At 67.5% G+C, this 15,489-nt stretch carries 13 protein-coding genes; 5 read left to right on the plus strand and 8 right to left on the minus strand.

Features of this window, described 5'->3' with window-relative positions:
• Positions 1 to 8: 8 nt before the first annotated feature.
• Complete coding sequence (locus tag ACUXVE_RS01505; RefSeq protein WP_222389172.1) at positions 9 to 2,159, plus strand: TadG family pilus assembly protein; 2,151 nt, start codon at positions 9 to 11, stop codon at positions 2,157 to 2,159.
• A 100-nt stretch (positions 2,160 to 2,259) separates the two neighbouring features.
• Positions 2,260 to 2,964: a DUF2968 domain-containing protein gene (locus tag ACUXVE_RS01510; RefSeq protein ID WP_025878535.1), complete on the plus strand. Its 705-nt coding sequence runs from the start codon at positions 2,260 to 2,262 to the stop codon at positions 2,962 to 2,964.
• A 56-nt stretch (positions 2,965 to 3,020) separates the two neighbouring features.
• Here ACUXVE_RS01510 and ACUXVE_RS01515 read toward each other — a convergent pair whose 3' ends face one another.
• The gene (locus ACUXVE_RS01515) at positions 3,021 to 3,410 is read right to left on the minus strand and encodes a hypothetical protein (RefSeq protein WP_425513217.1); all 390 of its coding nucleotides are present in this window, start codon (positions 3,408 to 3,410) and stop codon (positions 3,021 to 3,023) included.
• A 192-nt stretch (positions 3,411 to 3,602) separates the two neighbouring features.
• Between ACUXVE_RS01515 and ACUXVE_RS01520 the strand changes: the two genes are divergently transcribed.
• Positions 3,603 to 4,427: an alpha/beta fold hydrolase gene (locus tag ACUXVE_RS01520; RefSeq protein WP_093818558.1), complete on the plus strand. Its 825-nt coding sequence runs from the start codon at positions 3,603 to 3,605 to the stop codon at positions 4,425 to 4,427.
• Between the two features lie 74 nt (positions 4,428 to 4,501).
• Here the strand turns inward: ACUXVE_RS01520 and ACUXVE_RS01525 are convergent, their stop codons facing one another.
• The 7 genes from ACUXVE_RS01525 to ACUXVE_RS01555 all read right to left on the minus strand — a co-directional run bounded on the left by ACUXVE_RS01525 (position 4,502) and on the right by ACUXVE_RS01555 (position 11,282).
• On the minus strand, positions 4,502 to 6,148 hold the full coding sequence (locus tag ACUXVE_RS01525; protein WP_059064418.1) for an MFS transporter: 1,647 nt from the start codon (positions 6,146 to 6,148) through the stop codon (positions 4,502 to 4,504).
• Entirely contained in the window at positions 6,142 to 7,425 is a 1,284-nt protein-coding gene (locus ACUXVE_RS01530) for an alginate export family protein (RefSeq protein ID WP_222389170.1), read from the minus strand. Before ACUXVE_RS01530 ends, ACUXVE_RS01525 begins: the two co-directional genes overlap by 7 nt.
• Entirely contained in the window at positions 7,404 to 9,254 is a 1,851-nt protein-coding gene (locus ACUXVE_RS01535) for an amidohydrolase (protein WP_177177013.1), read from the minus strand. Before ACUXVE_RS01535 ends, ACUXVE_RS01530 begins: the two co-directional genes overlap by 22 nt.
• Positions 9,255 to 9,373: 119 nt before the next feature.
• The gene (locus tag ACUXVE_RS01540; protein ID WP_093818562.1) at positions 9,374 to 9,799 is read right to left on the minus strand and encodes a DoxX family protein; all 426 of its coding nucleotides are present in this window, start codon (positions 9,797 to 9,799) and stop codon (positions 9,374 to 9,376) included.
• Positions 9,800 to 9,801: 2 nt separating this feature from the next.
• Positions 9,802 to 10,458 carry a hydrolase gene (locus ACUXVE_RS01545; protein ID WP_445513672.1) on the minus strand — a complete coding sequence of 219 codons (657 nt, stop codon included), beginning with the start codon at positions 10,456 to 10,458 and terminating at the stop codon, positions 9,802 to 9,804.
• Positions 10,455 to 10,871 (minus strand): helix-turn-helix domain-containing protein, encoded by a 417-nt coding sequence (locus ACUXVE_RS01550; protein WP_025878527.1) that lies wholly within the window; start codon positions 10,869 to 10,871, stop codon positions 10,455 to 10,457. The genes ACUXVE_RS01545 and ACUXVE_RS01550 overlap by 4 nt, the downstream gene beginning before the upstream one ends.
• A gap of 78 nt (positions 10,872 to 10,949) precedes the next feature.
• Entirely contained in the window at positions 10,950 to 11,282 is a 333-nt protein-coding gene (locus ACUXVE_RS01555) for a hypothetical protein (RefSeq protein WP_445513673.1), read from the minus strand.
• A gap of 104 nt (positions 11,283 to 11,386) precedes the next feature.
• Between ACUXVE_RS01555 and ACUXVE_RS01560 the strand changes: the two genes are divergently transcribed.
• Positions 11,387 to 14,410, plus strand: coding sequence for a triple tyrosine motif-containing protein (locus ACUXVE_RS01560; protein ID WP_445513674.1), 3,024 nt, complete (start codon positions 11,387 to 11,389; stop codon positions 14,408 to 14,410).
• Positions 14,403 to 15,056 (plus strand): response regulator, encoded by a 654-nt coding sequence (locus ACUXVE_RS01565; protein ID WP_025878524.1) that lies wholly within the window; start codon positions 14,403 to 14,405, stop codon positions 15,054 to 15,056. Before ACUXVE_RS01560 ends, ACUXVE_RS01565 begins: the two co-directional genes overlap by 8 nt.
• Positions 15,057 to 15,489 lie beyond the last annotated feature (433 nt).

Raw genomic sequence — 15,489 nt, forward strand, 5'->3', positions numbered from 1 at the left:
GGCCCGCCATGAACCGAGCACGCCACATCAGCTTCAGTCGCCCGCGCGGCGGTATGTCGGTCACCATGATGCTGGTGATGATCGCGCTGCTGGCCATGCTCGGCCTGATCGAGATCGGCTTCCTGTTCTGGGCCAAGCGCGATGCGCAGAAGGTGGTCGATCTGGCTGCGCTGGCAGGCGCACAACGGCTGGACCTGTGCCGGCCCGACAACGCCGACAACAGCGCGGCCCGGCAGAATGCGCTCGCACAGAACACCTTCCCTGGGCAGGTGCAGATCCAGTGTGGCAACTGGAATGCCACCCGCGGAACGGCTGACCACTTCAGCCCAAGCGTGGACGCAGGCAATCCACGCAACGCGGTGCGGGTCATTGCCGAACGCGGCGTGCTGCCGTTCTTCGGCCAGAACAGCACGCTGCCCACGTTGCGCGTGCAGGCGGTGGCCAAGCGTTCGGAACCCACCGCCGTGTTTGCAGTGGGTTCGCAGCTGCTGCGCACCAATGGCAACTCCCCCTTGATGGCGACCCTTCGGCTTGTCGGCCTGGACGTCACCAACGCAACAATTCTGTCCTACGACGGCCTGGCCCAGGCCACCGTCACCCCGTCGGGGCTGCTGGCGGCACTGGGCATCCCGGTGACCGCCGACCTCAGCGTGGCCGACTTCAACCGGCTGCTGTCGGTCAACCGCATATCACTGGCACAGCTGGTCAATGCCACTGCCACGGTGGTGGGCCGCGAGACTGCCGTCGGCGTACAACTGCAGGCGTTGTCCAACCTGGTCGGCACGCGGTTGGACATCAACCAGCTGAACATTCTGCTGGGCAGCCAGAACGGCGGCGGCGGCCTGTTCGCGCAGGTGATCTCACCGGACGGCACCATCGGCAGCGCACTGGAATCGAGGGTCAACGTGCTGGATCTTGTCACCGCCGCGATCTCCATCGCCAACGATGGCAATGGCGTGCAGGTGCAGGGCCTGAACCTGCTGGGCATCGACGTCAAGGCCGGCGTGGTGGAGCCACCGTCGATCGCCATCGGTGGCGTCGGCGCGCGCGCGTACAACGCGCAGGTGCGGCTGATGGTGGACGTCGACAGCGACCGCTTGTTCGCGATTGGTCCGCTGCTGAACCTGCTCGGCACCCGCTTGCATCTGCCAGTGCACGTGGATGTGGCCAATGCGATGGGGACACTGACCAGCATCCAGTGCGGTGCGGCGCCGCCGACGGCCACCGTCCAGGTCGATTCCTCGGTACTGCGCGCCTGTGTCGGCAAGGTCAACGCGGCCGATCGCTTCTCCAAGAGCAACGTCTGCGACGCGACCCTGCAGAACGAGCAGCTGTTGAAGCTGCTGGGGCAGCCCCTGATCAACGACAAGGTCACCCTGCCGGCGCTGACCAGCACGCAGAGCCTGACCCTGGCCGCAGGCCAGACCGGCTCGACCCGGATCAACCCGTTGGCCGTCGGCACCGCCGTGTCAGACCTGGTCAACGAACTGCTGCGCGTGCTGTCGGGCATGCTCAGTTCACCCAAGCAGGGCATGAGCGCCAATGACACCGCCAAGGCACTGGCCGACCGTTACCTGCAGGCGGCCTTCCCCAGCGGCGGGCGTTACAACGTGGACCAGGTGATTCCATTGCTGCGCGATGGCGATCCGTCACGCAACCTCGCACCGCTGGGCAACTGGACCGTTACCAAAGGCGTACCCAAGCCCTGCCTGATTGGCCTGAGCACCTGCTGGGAAGATGGATCGGTCTGGGCCGGTTACCGCGCCACCGTGACCGGCCAGGGCCTGGGCCTGCTCGACGGCCTGCTGGGCTCGCTGGTCGGCGGCCTGCTGATCAACCGCTGCGACAGCCTGCTGGGCAACCTGATCGACTACAACGGCTGCGTGCGCACCAACCTGGCGTCCTACATCCAGACCGCCCCGGCCGGATTCCTGGATGGGCAGAACGGCGGCGGCGTGACCACCCCCGGCAACAACGTCACCTGCAGTGGCCTGCTGTGTGCGCTGCTGAACCCGGTGCTGGCGGCGCTCAAGCCCGTACTCAACAGCGTCGGCACGCTGCTGACCAACACCCTGGCCAGCCTGCTCGGGCTGGAACTGGGCCGCACCGATGTCAGCATGCAGTCGATCCAGTGCAGCTCGGCGCAGCTGGTCTTCTGACCCGCGCGGGCACCGGTTGGCGGCGTCCGCGCCCATGCTAGACTCGCGGCGGGGAACCACATTCAACTCAACCCACACTACATCCGTGGATGGTCTAGACATGCGAGAAACTTCAGGGGGCACCGTCTTCGCCCGGTATCGGCGCGGCGCAGCACTGCTGGCCGTGGCCATGATGGTGGTGGCGCCGTCGGCGCTGGCCGCACGTGGCGATCGCACTGCCACGGTGGAGCCGGCCAAGGCCGCACCGGTGGTACGCAATACCGTCGACGAACTCAAGCAGTTGATGGATGCGCAGCAGCTCACCGAGCTGCGTACCACCTACAACGGCAACTACGGCGCCAGCCTGCTGTTCAACGCCAATACCCTGACCTACTACGTGGCCCTGTTCCAGGAGAAGAACTTCTGGCGGGTGATCAAGACCGATGCCGTCGACAACGCCGAGCGTGTCTACCGCACCTTCGCGCAGCAGTCCGAACAGCTGGCGCAGGTCTACATCGACACCACCCGGCTGGAAGCCGGCAAGCGCTACACCGAGCGCCTGGTGGCCTACAACGAAGAACGCCTGCGCACCCTGCAGCAGGAAATGGAACAGCAGCAGGCGCAGTCGGCGCAGGTCAGCGCAGCGCTGCAGCAGGCGCAGCAGCAGGCGGTCAGCCTGAGCACCGACGTGCAGAGCACCAACAGCCAGCTCGATGCGCTGCAGCGACGGATCCAGATCCTGCAGGCCGAACAGGGCAACCCGGAGCTGAGCCTGCCCAAGCCGGATGCGGCGACGGCACCGGCCGCCGCCAGCGACGGCCGCTGAGGTCTTCCGGGCCTGTAGACCAGAACGGCACCTTCGGGTGCCGTTTTTCGTTGTGCTCAACGACAGGCCTCGCGTACGGCGTCATCCAGCTGCCTGCGCTGCAGGTAATCGAGCCTGCGCGGCTTGGCCAGCGTTGCCACCTGCCGCCGTCGCGCCCGCTCGCAGCCACGCGGGTCAGCCGTGATCGATATCAGCGCGCCCTGTGCGCGCCCGCGCCGTGGCGTCCGCCTGCTACCGCTGCGGGCAGGCTGCACGACTGCAGGTGTGGGTCCGCGTGCCTTCGACTCGGCACCGGGCACTTCCCAGCGCCACTCCGCGCGCCCCTGGCAGGGCGTCTGCTGGTAGACCGGATGCTCCCCCCCGGTGCACTTGTAGACGTTGGTCTGCGCCGTCGCGACAGCAGCCAACAGCAGTGCAGGCAGCACTGCCCATCCCGGCATCTTCATGACTGGCCCTCACGCGTCCGATGGCCATGGTTGCCATCAGCACCGGCCTGCCGCCAGAGCGAGTCGCGTCAGCGTGACGACCACGCCAATCCGGCACAGCCGTGCAATGCACATCGCCCATCGTGCGCTGTACTGCCGCAGGCGCCGGCCAACCCGCAGGCGTCTTCCCTCCCTTTCGCCAAGGAACCTGCAATGAGCAATTTCGTGACCGTCAATGATGGCGCCCGCATCTTCTACAAGGACTGGGGCACCGGCCAGCCTGTCGTATTCGCCCATGGCTGGCCGCTGTCGTCCGATGCCTGGGACCCGCAGATGCTGTTCATGGGCCAGAACGGCTATCGCGTGATCGCGCATGATCGCCGCAGCCATGGCCGCTCCAGCCAGACCTGGGACGGCAACAACATGGACACCTACGCCGATGACCTGGCTGCCGTTCTGGATGCGCTGGACGTGAAGGACGCGATCCTGGTCGGCCATTCCACCGGCGGTGGCGAAGTGGCGCACTACGTCGGCCGCCATGGCAGCAAGCGCGTGGCCAAGGTGGTGCTGGTCGGCGCGGTGCCGCCGCTGATGCTGAAGACCGAAGGCAATCCGGCCGGTACCCCGCTGGAAGTGTTCGACGGCATCCGCAAGGGCACCGGTGGCGATCGTTCGCAGTTCTTCAAGGATCTGGCCACGCCGTTCTTCGGCGCCAATCGTGATGGCAACAGCGTCACCGAAGGCATGCGTGATTCGTTCTGGCTGCAGGGCATGCTGGGCGGCGTGAAAGGCCAGTACGACTGCATCCACGAATTCTCGGAGGTGGACTACACCGACGACCTGAAGAAGATCGACGTGCCGGCTCTGGTGGTGCATGGCGATGACGACCAGATCGTGCCCTTCGATGCTTCGGCCAAGCTGTCCTCGCAGATCATCCGCAACGCAGAACTGAAGGTCTACGCCGGTGCACCGCACGGCCTCACCCTGACCCATGCCGATCAGTTCAACGCCGACCTGCTGGCATTCGCACGCAGATGACGTATCGCGGCGGCGCCCGTGCGCCGCCGCTCCTGCCCTGGAGCCGGCCAGCGGCCGGCTTCATCAAGGGACCATCAGATGTCGCTGTGGTGATGCGGCGCCGCCGCCGGCAATGGATCATGGCCGCCAACGAAGTGACGCACCACCGGCGCGCGCTCGCCGCGATGCAGCGCGCGCAGCGCCTCCTGGATCGCCTTGTCGTCAGCGGTGATGCGTTCATGCTGGCGCAGGTGCTCCAGCCACGATGCTGCGACGAAATACTCCAGATGGATGCCCGGGGTCGCCACATCCTCGACCACGCCCCAGACCACGGCGCCATCGCGCCGACGGATCGTTCCCAGCGTGCGCATCTGCGCCTGGAACGCGGCGCGGTCGGCGGCATCGATGCGATATTCGATGGTCACCAGCACCGGTCCGCGATCATTCGACACCGGCACCGACAGTTCCGGTGCGGGCCAGTGCCCGGCCGGACTCAGGTTCAGATCTTCGGCGCCTGCAATCCGTACCCGCCACACCAGCAGGCCGCCGATGACCGCGCCGGCTGCAGCCACCAGCAGTGCCAACTCGGGCGATGTGCGCTGCGCCAGTGCACCCCAGCTCAGGCCACCGGCCGCCATGCCGGCCGAGAACACCATGATGTACAGGGCAAGCGCACGCGCCCTCACCCAGGCCGGCACCGCCGTCTGTGCTGCGATCTGCAACGAAGACAGTACGGTGATCCAGGCAAAGCCATTGACCAGCATCACCAGCGGCAACACGTACCAGCTGCGGGTCAGCGCCAGGCCGGCCAGGCTTGCTGCCAGCGACAAGGTGGCCAGCAGCACCAGCAGGTCGCGGTCAAGCCTGGCCCGCAGCTTCGGCAGCAGCAGCGCACCGCCCACCGCACCGATGCCGATGCAACCCAGCAGCACGCCGTACTGACCCGCTCCGCCCTGCATCTGCCCGCGCACCACCACCGGCAGCATCGCGTTCATCGCCGCGGCAAAGAAGAAGAAGCCGGCCGATTTGATCAGTACCGCCTGCAGGCGACCGGCACGGCTGGCGTAGCGCAGGCCCGCCTTGAGGCCAGCGCCGAACCCTTCGGGCGGCAGGCTGGACGCCTTCGGATCACGCTTCCAGCCCCACACCACGAACAGCATGGCGGCAAAGGTGATGGCGTTGAACCCGAAGGCCCACACCGCACCCAGCTGGGCCACGATCACCCCGCCGATGGCCGGCCCGATGGAACGGGCAATGTTGATGCCGATGGAGTTGAGTGCCACGGCCGAGGCCAGCATCGGCTGCGGAACCAGCTCGGAGACGATCGCGGCCTGTGCCGGCATCGCCATTGCCGCACCGCAGCCCATGCAGAAGGTCAGCAGCACCAGCAGCTGCGGCGTCAGCAGGTCCAATGCCGTGAGCACGGCGGTCGCTGCCGCCACCAGCAGCATCCAGCCCTGGGTGAACAGCAGGTACTTGCGGCGGTCGACGATGTCGGCCAGGGTCCCGGCCGCCAGCGCCAACAGCACGATCGGCACGGTGGTGGCCGACTGCACCAGCGCGACCATCAGCGCCGAACCGGTGCGTTCGGCCATCACCCAGGCCGCAGCCACGTCGTTGACCCAGGTGCCGATGTTGCTGGCCAGGATCGCCAGCCAGATCGAGCGGAACATGCGGATCTTCAACGGCGACCATGCGCCATCGACCTGCGGGGAGTGTTGTGACGCCGATGCGTTCACCATTGCCAAGCTCCAACGATTGAGGCGAACAGCGTGTCCCGGCCGCCGGCCTGCGTCAGTGCAGGACCCGCGTCGACCCAGGCCAGCTGCAGCTGCCATTGCCAGTGGTCATTGACCTGCCAGCGGGTTTCGGATTTGTACTGGGTACCGATGCGGCGTGCGCCTCCGGCACTGCCGGGCAACGCTGCCAACGGTGCCGGCGTGGTATAGACCGCATCGGCGCGCCGATGCTTCCACGCAAGCTGCACACCCAGCTCGGTGGTCACCGCCTCTTGCACGCGCAGTGCCAGTGTCGGTTGCAGATCCATCAGGTTGGCCGGTGCCAACAGGCTGGCTTCGCTGAAATAGGCGGACTTGGGAAACAACGCATTGAACGTACCCAGACGACCATCACCCGGGTCTGCGTCGCCGCTGGCAATGTCGGCCTTCAGGCCAAGCCGCGGTTGCAGCGGCAGCGCACTCCAGCGCCAACCGGTATCGGTGGCGAGGGTCCAGGCGCGGATGTCCAGATCGCCGGTCACCGTCCGCAGTTCACCGCCCTGCGCCACCAGTTCGGTATTCCAGTCCAGCGCACCCGACTGGCCGAACCAGCGCGCGCCCAGGGTCTGCCGCCGCTCGGTGCCGCTGCCCGCGGCGAAGCGCGCGCCCTCGCGACGATAGTCGAGCAGGTAAAGGTCCCACTGGCTGATGCCGGCGCCCTTGGCCGTGGTCGCATACGCGCCGAGCAGGTGTGCACCGCGCTCACCGCGGTCATCGAAAGCGCCCGGGCGATTCTCGACCGGGCGCAGCGCCATCAGGTCCAGTGCGCCCCGCCTGCCCTGCCACCCCACCCGCGCACCATCGAAGGCCAGGCGGATGTTCGGCCCGTCGCGCACCGACAACAGGCGCGAGCTGCCATAGCCCGCTTCCTGCCGGCCCAGCTGCACGTGCATGCCAGCGTCGGACCAGCGCCAGTACGCCTGCTGCACGTCCAGCGCGCCGCGATCGGTACGACCTGGGCCACCGGCCTTGCCGCGCTCGGCATGCGTACCCAGCTGCAGCTTCGCCTGCCAGTCACCCTGCGCGAAGGAGGCAGAAGCCAGCGCACGCAGCAGACCGTAGCCATCGTCGCCACCACCGACGCCAAACCGGGTCGGGGCGTAGTACATGCCACGCAGGCGCAGTGATGCATCCCACTGCAACTGGCCGTCGCCCACCGTGGTACAGGCGCCACCGTCGCAGGCCAGCGCCAACGACGGCAACACCAGCGATGCCAGGGTCAGAACGCGAAGCACGAACACCCCATCGCGCCCCAGAACGCGGTCAGGTCGTCGGTTGGTGCGGGATGACGGACCGCGTGGCCATGCGCACCGTGGGTGCTGCAGGCCACACCATGGTGGTGATGACGGTGCGCCGCAGCCAACCCGGTCGCCCCGCCACCGACGTGGTAACCCCCGAAGCGGTTCACCGGCGACCAGTCCGGCATCGCCGGAGGCAGCTGCGGCGCCAACCCGGCGTAGTCGCCGTCGCCATGCACGATGCGGCCACCCACCACGGTCAGCAGGCTGGTGATGTCGGCGATCTGCTGCTCATCGACGCGGAAGAAGTCGGCCGACAGCAGGATGAAGTCGGCCAGCTGGCCCACCTTCAGCGTGCCCTTCACCGCTTCGTCGCCGGAGAACCAGGCACTGCCCTGTGTCCACAGGCGCAGGGCCTGCTCGCGCTCCAGCAGGTTTTCATCACCGTACAGGGCCAGGCCGCCGACGGTGCGTCCCGTCACCAGCCACGACAGCGCCACCCACGGGTTGTAGCTGGCCACGCGGGTAGCATCGGTGCCGGCGCCGACCGGCACGCCCTCGGCCAGCATCCGCTTCACCGGTGGCGTGTGCCGCGCCGCCTGCACGCCATAGCGCTGCACGAATGCCTCGCCCTGGTAGGCCATGCGGTGCTGCACGGCGATGCCGCCGTTTAGTGCGCGGATACGCTCGATGTTGCGAGGGGTGATCGTCTCGGCATGGTCGATGAACCAGTGCAGGCCATCGAACGGCACCTCACGGTTGACCTGCTCGTAGACGTCGAGGATGCGGCTGATGCTTTCGTCGTAGGTCGCGTGGATGCGGAACGGCCAGCGCTTCTCCACCAGCAGCTTCACCACATCGTGCAGCTCCGGCTCGAGTTCCGGTGGCAGTTCCGGGCGCGGCTCGTTGAACAGTTCAAAGTCGGCTGCAGAGAACACCAGCATCTCGCCGGCGCCATTGTGGCGCAGCAGGTCATCGCCCTGGCGCGGTTGCAGCATCTCGCTCCAGCCGCGGAAATCGCTGACCTCGCTGCCCTTGTTCTGGGTGAACAGGTTGTAGGCGATGCGCACGGTCAGCTGATCATCGCGATGCAGCTGCTCGATGACCTGGTAGTCCTCGGGGTAGTTCTGGAAACCGCCTCCAGCGTCGATCACCGAGGTGATGCCCAGGCGGTTCAGCTCGCGCATGAAATGGCGGGTTGAATTGGCCTGGTACTCGACCGGCAGCTTCGGCCCCTTGGCCAGGGTCGCATACAGGATCAATGCATTCGGCTTGGCCAGCAGCAGGCCGGTCGGGTTGCCCAGCGAATCGCGCACGATCTGTCCGCCGGGCGGGTCCGGCGTCTCCTTGGTATAGCCACAGGCACGCAGCGCGGCGCGATTGAGCAGCGCGCGGTCGTACAGGTGCAGCAGGAACACCGGCGTATCCGGAGCGATGTCGTTCAGCTCCTGCAGGCTCGGCAGGCGCTTCTCGGTGAACTGGGTCGCGGTGAATCCACCGACCACGCGCACCCACTGCGGCGCGGGCGTGCGGTCAACCTGCGCCTTCAGCATGGCCATCGCATCGGCCAGTGAACGCAGGCCATCCCAGCGCAGTTCCAGGTTGTAGTTCAGGCCACCGCGGATCAGGTGGGTGTGGCTGTCATTGAGGCCGGGCACGATGCGCCGCCCCTGCGCATCGACGATCGTGGCTTCGCTGCCCCAACCGCGCATGATGTCCTCGTCGCTTCCCACGGCAACGATGCGGCCGTTCTGCACGGCCAGTGCCTGCGCATGCGGCTGTTGCGGATCAAGCGTGGTGATGCGTGCGTTGCGGATGACCAGTGTGCTCATGCGACGCTCCTTGGAAGGGGATTGGATGGCCGCGGCGGTACCGCCAGCCAGGCCCAGCGCCAGTGCGGCACTGGTGGCCAGCACCACATTGCGGCGGCCAGGATCGAGAGGTTCGTTGTTCACGCGACGTCTCCAGAAAGAAGCAGACCATCCACCGCCCATGCACCCGGCCCGGCCAGGGCGATGGCCAGCAGTGCCAGCGTCCACAACAACGGATACTCGGCACCACCGCGCATCCAGAACCACCCGTTGCGCAGCGCCAGCAGGGCGGTGAAGGCGATGAAGGCGGCAGCGACAAGCGCGGCGATCCGGGCCTGCCAGCCCAGCATCACAGCGCTACCAGCCACCACCTGCAGCAGCGCCAGCAGCAGTGGCAGCGGCGCCGACGACGGCAGACCGAAGCTGCGCAGTTCGCCGGCAAAACCTGCCAGGCCCGGTCCGTTGAACCAGCCGAACAACTTGCCCAGCGCATGCGGCAGCAGGAATCCTCCCGCCGCCACACGCAGGATCAACAAGGCCAGGTCGAGACCATGGCCATCGCGCACGCTCAGCGCCCGCCTTCCTGCGCGCCGAACATGGTCTTGGCGTACTGGATGCCGACGCCATAGCCACCCGCATGGTCACGGGCGATGCCGGTGGTCAGGTCGTAGGTTTCAGCACGCGCCCAGTCGCGCTGCAGTTCCAGCAGGTACTGCACGCTGGTGATCGGCACGGCACCGGCCTGCACCATGCGGGCGATCGCACGTTCGTGCGCCTCTTCGCTCACATCGCCGCAGGCATCGGTGATCACGTAGACCTCAAACCCCTGCTCCAGCGCCGACAGCGCCGGGCCGACGATGCACACACTGGTCCACAAGCCGGCGAGCACCAGCCGACGCTTGCCGATGCGGTTCACCTCATCGATCACCGGCTGGTCTTCCCAGGTGTTCATCGACGTGCGATCGAACACCGCCTGGCCGGGGAAGATCGCCGGCAGCTCCGGGAACATCGGGCCGGAAAACGACTTCTCGGCCACCGTGGTCAGCAGCACCGGCACCTTGAAACCCTTGGCACCCTTGCTGATCAACGACACGTTGTTGCGCAGCGCGGAGATGTCGATGGTGTGGGTGGCAAATGCCATCTGCGACTGGTAGTCGATCAGTATCAAGGCGTGGTCGGCCGGTGACAGCAGTGCTTTGGCGGGGGTGGCGGTGGCGAGGCTCATGGGTGGACTCCGGTGGAGGAAACAACAGGGGGCTGGGAACGTGCCGCGCCATCGGCCAGGTACTGGCCGGGACTGCAGCCGGTCTCGGCGCGGAAGCTGCGGACGAAGTGGCTCTGGTCGAAGAAGCCAAGATGCTGGGCCAGGCAGGTCATCGACTGCGCGGCCGTCGGCAGCAGCTGCGTGGCGCGTTCGATGCGCCGACGGCGCACGTAGCGCAGCGGGCTGGCGCCGGTACCCATGCGGAACAACCGCACCAGATGGAACCGGCTTACGCAGGCAACGGCAGCCAGCTCGGTCACCCGCAGCGGCTGCGACAGGTGCTCGTCGATGTAGCGCAGCGCACGTTGCAGGGCAGCCGACTGGTGCGGTGCCAACGTGGTTGCGGACAGGGCAGGAGGCTGGACGGTAGCCATGAAGGAGCGCCGCGACGGGAGCACCCATGGTGTGCCGCCGGCTGCGATCGCCCTACCCCCGTCGGTCGAGGCCGGCGCTCACCCATTCGGGGGAGGCCGGCGCTGCAGCAGGCGGCGGCCGAACAACCGCGCATCCAGCGAATACGCGCCCGGCCCCAGCATGAGCAGGGCCAACGGCAGCAGCAGCCAGGGCAGCGCCGCGCCCAGCCCGTACAACCCCGGCACCGCCAGCAGTACCGCCAGCGGGGTCAGCAGCCCGGGCAGCAGCAGGCCGATCGCCGCCAGGCACATCAGTCCCGGTGCAGCGGCCGGGCTTCCGCCCGCCAACAGCCCCCCTGCCACGCACAGGCGCAGCCACAGCAATCCCAGTCCGGGGCCGCGGTCAGGGAACATCACATACAAGCGCTGCATCGCCGGGCTCCGTCATCCATCACGGCGTGATAGCGGACACCGAAGCGGTACGCCTACCCCGAACGGGTCACCCCGGCCTGCCCCGCACCTGCCAGAATGACCGCATGCGTGGCCGCCCCTTCCCCTTCCTGCGTCGCCTGCCGGCGCTGCTGTCGTGCCTGCTGTTGCTGACTGCCCTGCCCGTCTTCGCCGTGCAGCAACCCGCAGTGAGCGATGGAATGCCCGGCTATCAGCACACCGCCTGGCGCGTCGGCCAGGGCGCCCCGGGGGATATCTGGGATATCGTCCAGGACCGCCAGGGCATGTTGTGGCTGGCGACGGGTTCGGGCCTGTACCGCTTCGACGGCCGGCGTTTCGAGCGGCAGGCCGCACCGGCAGGCACCCGTTTTCCCTCCACCAACATGGTTACCCTCGGCCTTGATGGCGGCGATGGTGGCCTGTGGATCGGCTACTTCCAGGCAGGCATCAGCCAGTTCACGCAGGAACGCCTGCGCAGCTTCGGCCGCCCGCAGGGCGTGCCGGTGGGTGTGGTCCCCCGCTTCGCGCATGACCGCAACGGCCGCCTGTGGGCTGCCGTCAATGGCGGCCTGCGCTGGTTCGATGGACATCGCTGGCAGGAGCCGCCGGCTTCCTTCGGCCTGCCGCAGAGACGCGTGCAATGGGTGCTGCAGGACCGCCACGGCACATTCTGGGTGCTGGCGGACCTGCAGATATGGCGTCGCCCTCCTGGCGCGGCCCGCTTCGAAGCCACCGGCATCGCGGTCTCGCAGATGGCCTCGCTGGTCGAGAGCCCGCGCGGCGAAATCTGGCTGGCCGACCGCGTGCGCGGCACGTCGCCGCTGGCCAACGCGCATGGCCTGTTGCCCGCCGAGGAACGTGAAGCACGGCGGCTGCCCGGACTGGTCGCCTCGCGCCTGCAGTTCACGGCCGACGGGGCCCTGTGGGCCACGCTCAGCCCGCACCGTGGCGTGGCCCGGGTCACCTTCGACGGCCAACAGGCTGTGCGCATGGAGCGCTTCGATGCCGCGCAGGGCCTTACCGCGACGTCGGCAGTGCCGGTCCTTGCCGATCGCGAAGGCAACATCTGGGTAGGCACCAACCTCGGCCTCAACCGCTTCCGTGCGCACAGCGTGCAGACCTTGTCCGTGGGCCCTACCGATCCGTACCGGTCATTGGTACGCGCCAGTGATGGCCGGGTGTATGGCTATGGCGAAGACCTGAAACTGTTCGATCTGCGGCGTCCGCTGCTGGGCGGCAGCGCTGCGCAGCTGCAGGCCGCGGCACGGCAGGCACCCACTCCGGTGTGGCAGTTCGACTGGATCAATCTGGCGCGTACCGTCAGCGGCCACACCACCCTCATACCGCTGCCGGCACCGTTCACCGGGCAGCCACTGCACGCCCTGCTGTTTGCCGATGCGGACCAGGCCTGGGCCTGCGCCGGCGAGCGCGCGGTGCTGCACTACACGGACGACCGCTGGCGACGCGAAACCCGGCTTCCCGAGCAGGCCTGTTCGTCGCTGGCGCGTCCCGATGGCGGTGCGCTGCTGCTGGGCTACGCCGATGGCACCCTGCGCCGCCTGCACGGCGGCACGGTCAACACCTTCGGCGCCGCCGAAGGACTGTCGGTAGGCCCGGTAACCGCGTTGCTGCAGCACAAGGATCTGCTGCTGGTCGCCGGCGAGGCCGGCCTGGCCGCGCGTTTCGGCAACGGCCGCTTCCTGCCGGTGCGCACCGACATGGCCGGCGTACTGGAAGGCATCACCGGCATGGTCGCCGATGCGAATGGGCTGCTCTGGCTCAACGGCAGCCGCGGCCTGGTGCGGCTGCAGGTTGCCACCCTGCGCAGCGCGCTGCGCAACGACCAGGCGATAGCCCCCCGCTTGTTCGACGCGGTTGACGGCATGCCGGGCATCGCCCTGCAGAGCGGCCCCATCCCCACTGCGGTACTGGCTGCTGATGGCCTGCTGTGGCTTGCCACCAATCAAGGCCTGGCGTGGCTGGACACGCGGCAGTCGCACATCAACACCATGGCGCCTGGCGTGCGCATCGGTGACGTGCTGTATGGCAGTACCCAGGCCCCGTTGCAGGAGGGACTGCGCCTTCCGGCCGGCACTACCCAGCTGCAGATCGACTATGTCGCGCTGTCGCTGGCGCGGCCGGAGCGCAACCGCTACCGCTACCGACTGTCCGGCGTGGACGACGCTTGGCAGGAGGCCGGCGCGAGCACGCGCGCCTATTACACCAACCTCGCACCGGGTCATTACCGCTTCGAGGTGGAAGCAGCCAACGAAGATGGCATCTGGAGCAGCACGCCAGCCAGCCGCAGCTTCCACATCGCACCGACATTCCTGCAGACCGCCTGGTTCAAACTGTTGTGCGTCTGCGTGGTGATGGCTGCGCTGGCGCTGGCCGTGCGGGTCCGCAGCCGGCAGCTGGCGGCATTGTTCCGCGCCCGCCTGCAGGAACGCAACGGCGAGCGCGAGCGCATTGCGCGCGATCTGCACGACACCCTGCTGCAGGGCAGCCAGGGACTCATCCTGCGCCTGCACGCCATCAGCCAGTCGGCACAGACACCAGAGCCGGTACGCACCCAGCTGGAATCGGCGATGCTGCTGGCCGAGCGCAATCTGGCCGAAGGCCGGGAACGGGTCAACGCGCTGCGCGACGCACCGTTTGCCGGCCGCGATCTCGCCTCTGCGCTGGCCGACGTGCATGCCGAATATGCAGGCCAAGGCACCAATCCACTGCGTTTGACCATGGAAGGCACCCCGCCGCCGCTGCAGGCCGAAGCCGCCGAGGAAGTGTTCCTGATCGGGCGCGAGGCCATCCGCAACGCGCTGCGGCATGCGCAGGCCAGTGCCATCGAAGTGGAACTGTCCTACGGCACGCGCTGCTTCCTGCTGCATGTGCGCGACGATGGCGTCGGCATCGCCAGTGACAATGCGGGCGGCGGACACTGGGGCATGCAGGGCATGCGCGAGCGCGCACAACGGCTGGGCGCGGAGCTGCAGTTGTGGACTCGCCCCGGCCTGGGTACCGAAGTCGCGCTGTCCGTGCCGGCCCGTCGCTTGTATCACCGACATCCATCGCGCTGGCGTTGGCCCTGGAGCAGAACCTCCCATGACTGAATCGCTTCCTCCCATCGGCGTGCTGGTGGTTGATGACCATCCGCTGTTGCGCGATGGCCTGGCCGCACTGCTCGGCGCACATGCCGACCTGCGCCTGCTCGGCGAAGCAGCCGACGGCGAGGAGGCTCTTGCCTGCTACCAGCAGCTGCGCCCGGATGTGGTGCTGATGGACCTGCAGATGCCACGCATGGATGGCGTGGAAGCGATCGTGCGGATCCGTGCGATCGATCCCCGCGCACGCATCATCGTGCTGACAACCTACCGCGGCGACGTGCGCGCCGTGCGCGCGCTGCAGGCCGGTGCCAGCGCCTACCTGCTGAAGGACATGCTGCGCCACGAACTGGTGGCCACCATCCGCACCGTGGCCAGTGGCCGCCGCGCACCGATACCGGCGGAAGTGGCGGCCAGCATCGCCGCGCACGTGGTGGAAGACCGGCTGTCGCCACGCGAAACCGAAGTGCTGCGCCACGTGGCCGGCGGCCTGTCGAACAAGCGCATCGGCGAACGCATGCAGATTTCCGAGCAGACGGTGAAGGCACACATGAAGAGCCTGATGGAAAAACTGGGCGTTGGCGACCGGACGCACGCGGTAACCCAGGCACTGCGTCGCGGAATCATCAGCCTGGATGACACCGGTCAGGAGTGAAGGGGTTTCGGCCGGGCTGCGCCCGGCACCCGCCGAATCAACGGCCGAAGCAACGGCAACTGCAACAGCAACAGCGGGTTTTCTGCGGGATGGCGGGGTGGGTCCGGTGGCAGGGGCCGCTACAAGTACATCCATGTAAGCTCGGTCGCCGCATCCATGCGGCTCACGCCCCTGCCACCGGACCCACCCCGCCTTCGACAGATCTCCGCAATCTGTCTGGATGACATGGCCTGCTTTTGGTAGGTGTCGACCTTGGTCGACACGTAGATCCACGCCATGCGTGGATGCTCTACGTTCAATTGTCGAAATATTGGACTTTGATGGAGATTCATCCAGCATGGGATGGATCCATCAGACACCGGAAAACTGTCGAAGGCGGGGCGGTGTCGGATTGCGGGGTGTCAGCCGCATGGATGCGGCTGCCAAGCCTACA

The sequence above is a fragment of the Stenotrophomonas sp. 3(2025) genome (assembly GCF_052665395.1).

Coding starts and splice junctions, on each gene's coding strand:
- ACUXVE_RS01505 (WP_222389172.1), top strand. CDS start 9: ATGAACCGAGCACGCCACATCAGCTTCAGTCGCCCGCGCGGCGGTATG.
- ACUXVE_RS01510 (WP_025878535.1), top strand. CDS start 2,260: ATGCGAGAAACTTCAGGGGGCACCGTCTTCGCCCGGTATCGGCGCGGC.
- ACUXVE_RS01515 (WP_425513217.1), bottom strand. CDS start 3,410: ATGAAGATGCCGGGATGGGCAGTGCTGCCTGCACTGCTGTTGGCTGCT.
- ACUXVE_RS01520 (WP_093818558.1), top strand. CDS start 3,603: ATGAGCAATTTCGTGACCGTCAATGATGGCGCCCGCATCTTCTACAAG.
- ACUXVE_RS01525 (WP_059064418.1), bottom strand. CDS start 6,148: ATGGTGAACGCATCGGCGTCACAACACTCCCCGCAGGTCGATGGCGCA.
- ACUXVE_RS01535 (WP_177177013.1), bottom strand. CDS start 9,254: ATGAGCACACTGGTCATCCGCAACGCACGCATCACCACGCTTGATCCG.
- ACUXVE_RS01545 (WP_445513672.1), bottom strand. CDS start 10,458: ATGAGCCTCGCCACCGCCACCCCCGCCAAAGCACTGCTGTCACCGGCC.
- ACUXVE_RS01550 (WP_025878527.1), bottom strand. CDS start 10,871: ATGGCTACCGTCCAGCCTCCTGCCCTGTCCGCAACCACGTTGGCACCG.
- ACUXVE_RS01555 (WP_445513673.1), bottom strand. CDS start 11,282: ATGCAGCGCTTGTATGTGATGTTCCCTGACCGCGGCCCCGGACTGGGA.
- ACUXVE_RS01560 (WP_445513674.1), top strand. CDS start 11,387: ATGCGTGGCCGCCCCTTCCCCTTCCTGCGTCGCCTGCCGGCGCTGCTG.
- ACUXVE_RS01565 (WP_025878524.1), top strand. CDS start 14,403: ATGACTGAATCGCTTCCTCCCATCGGCGTGCTGGTGGTTGATGACCAT.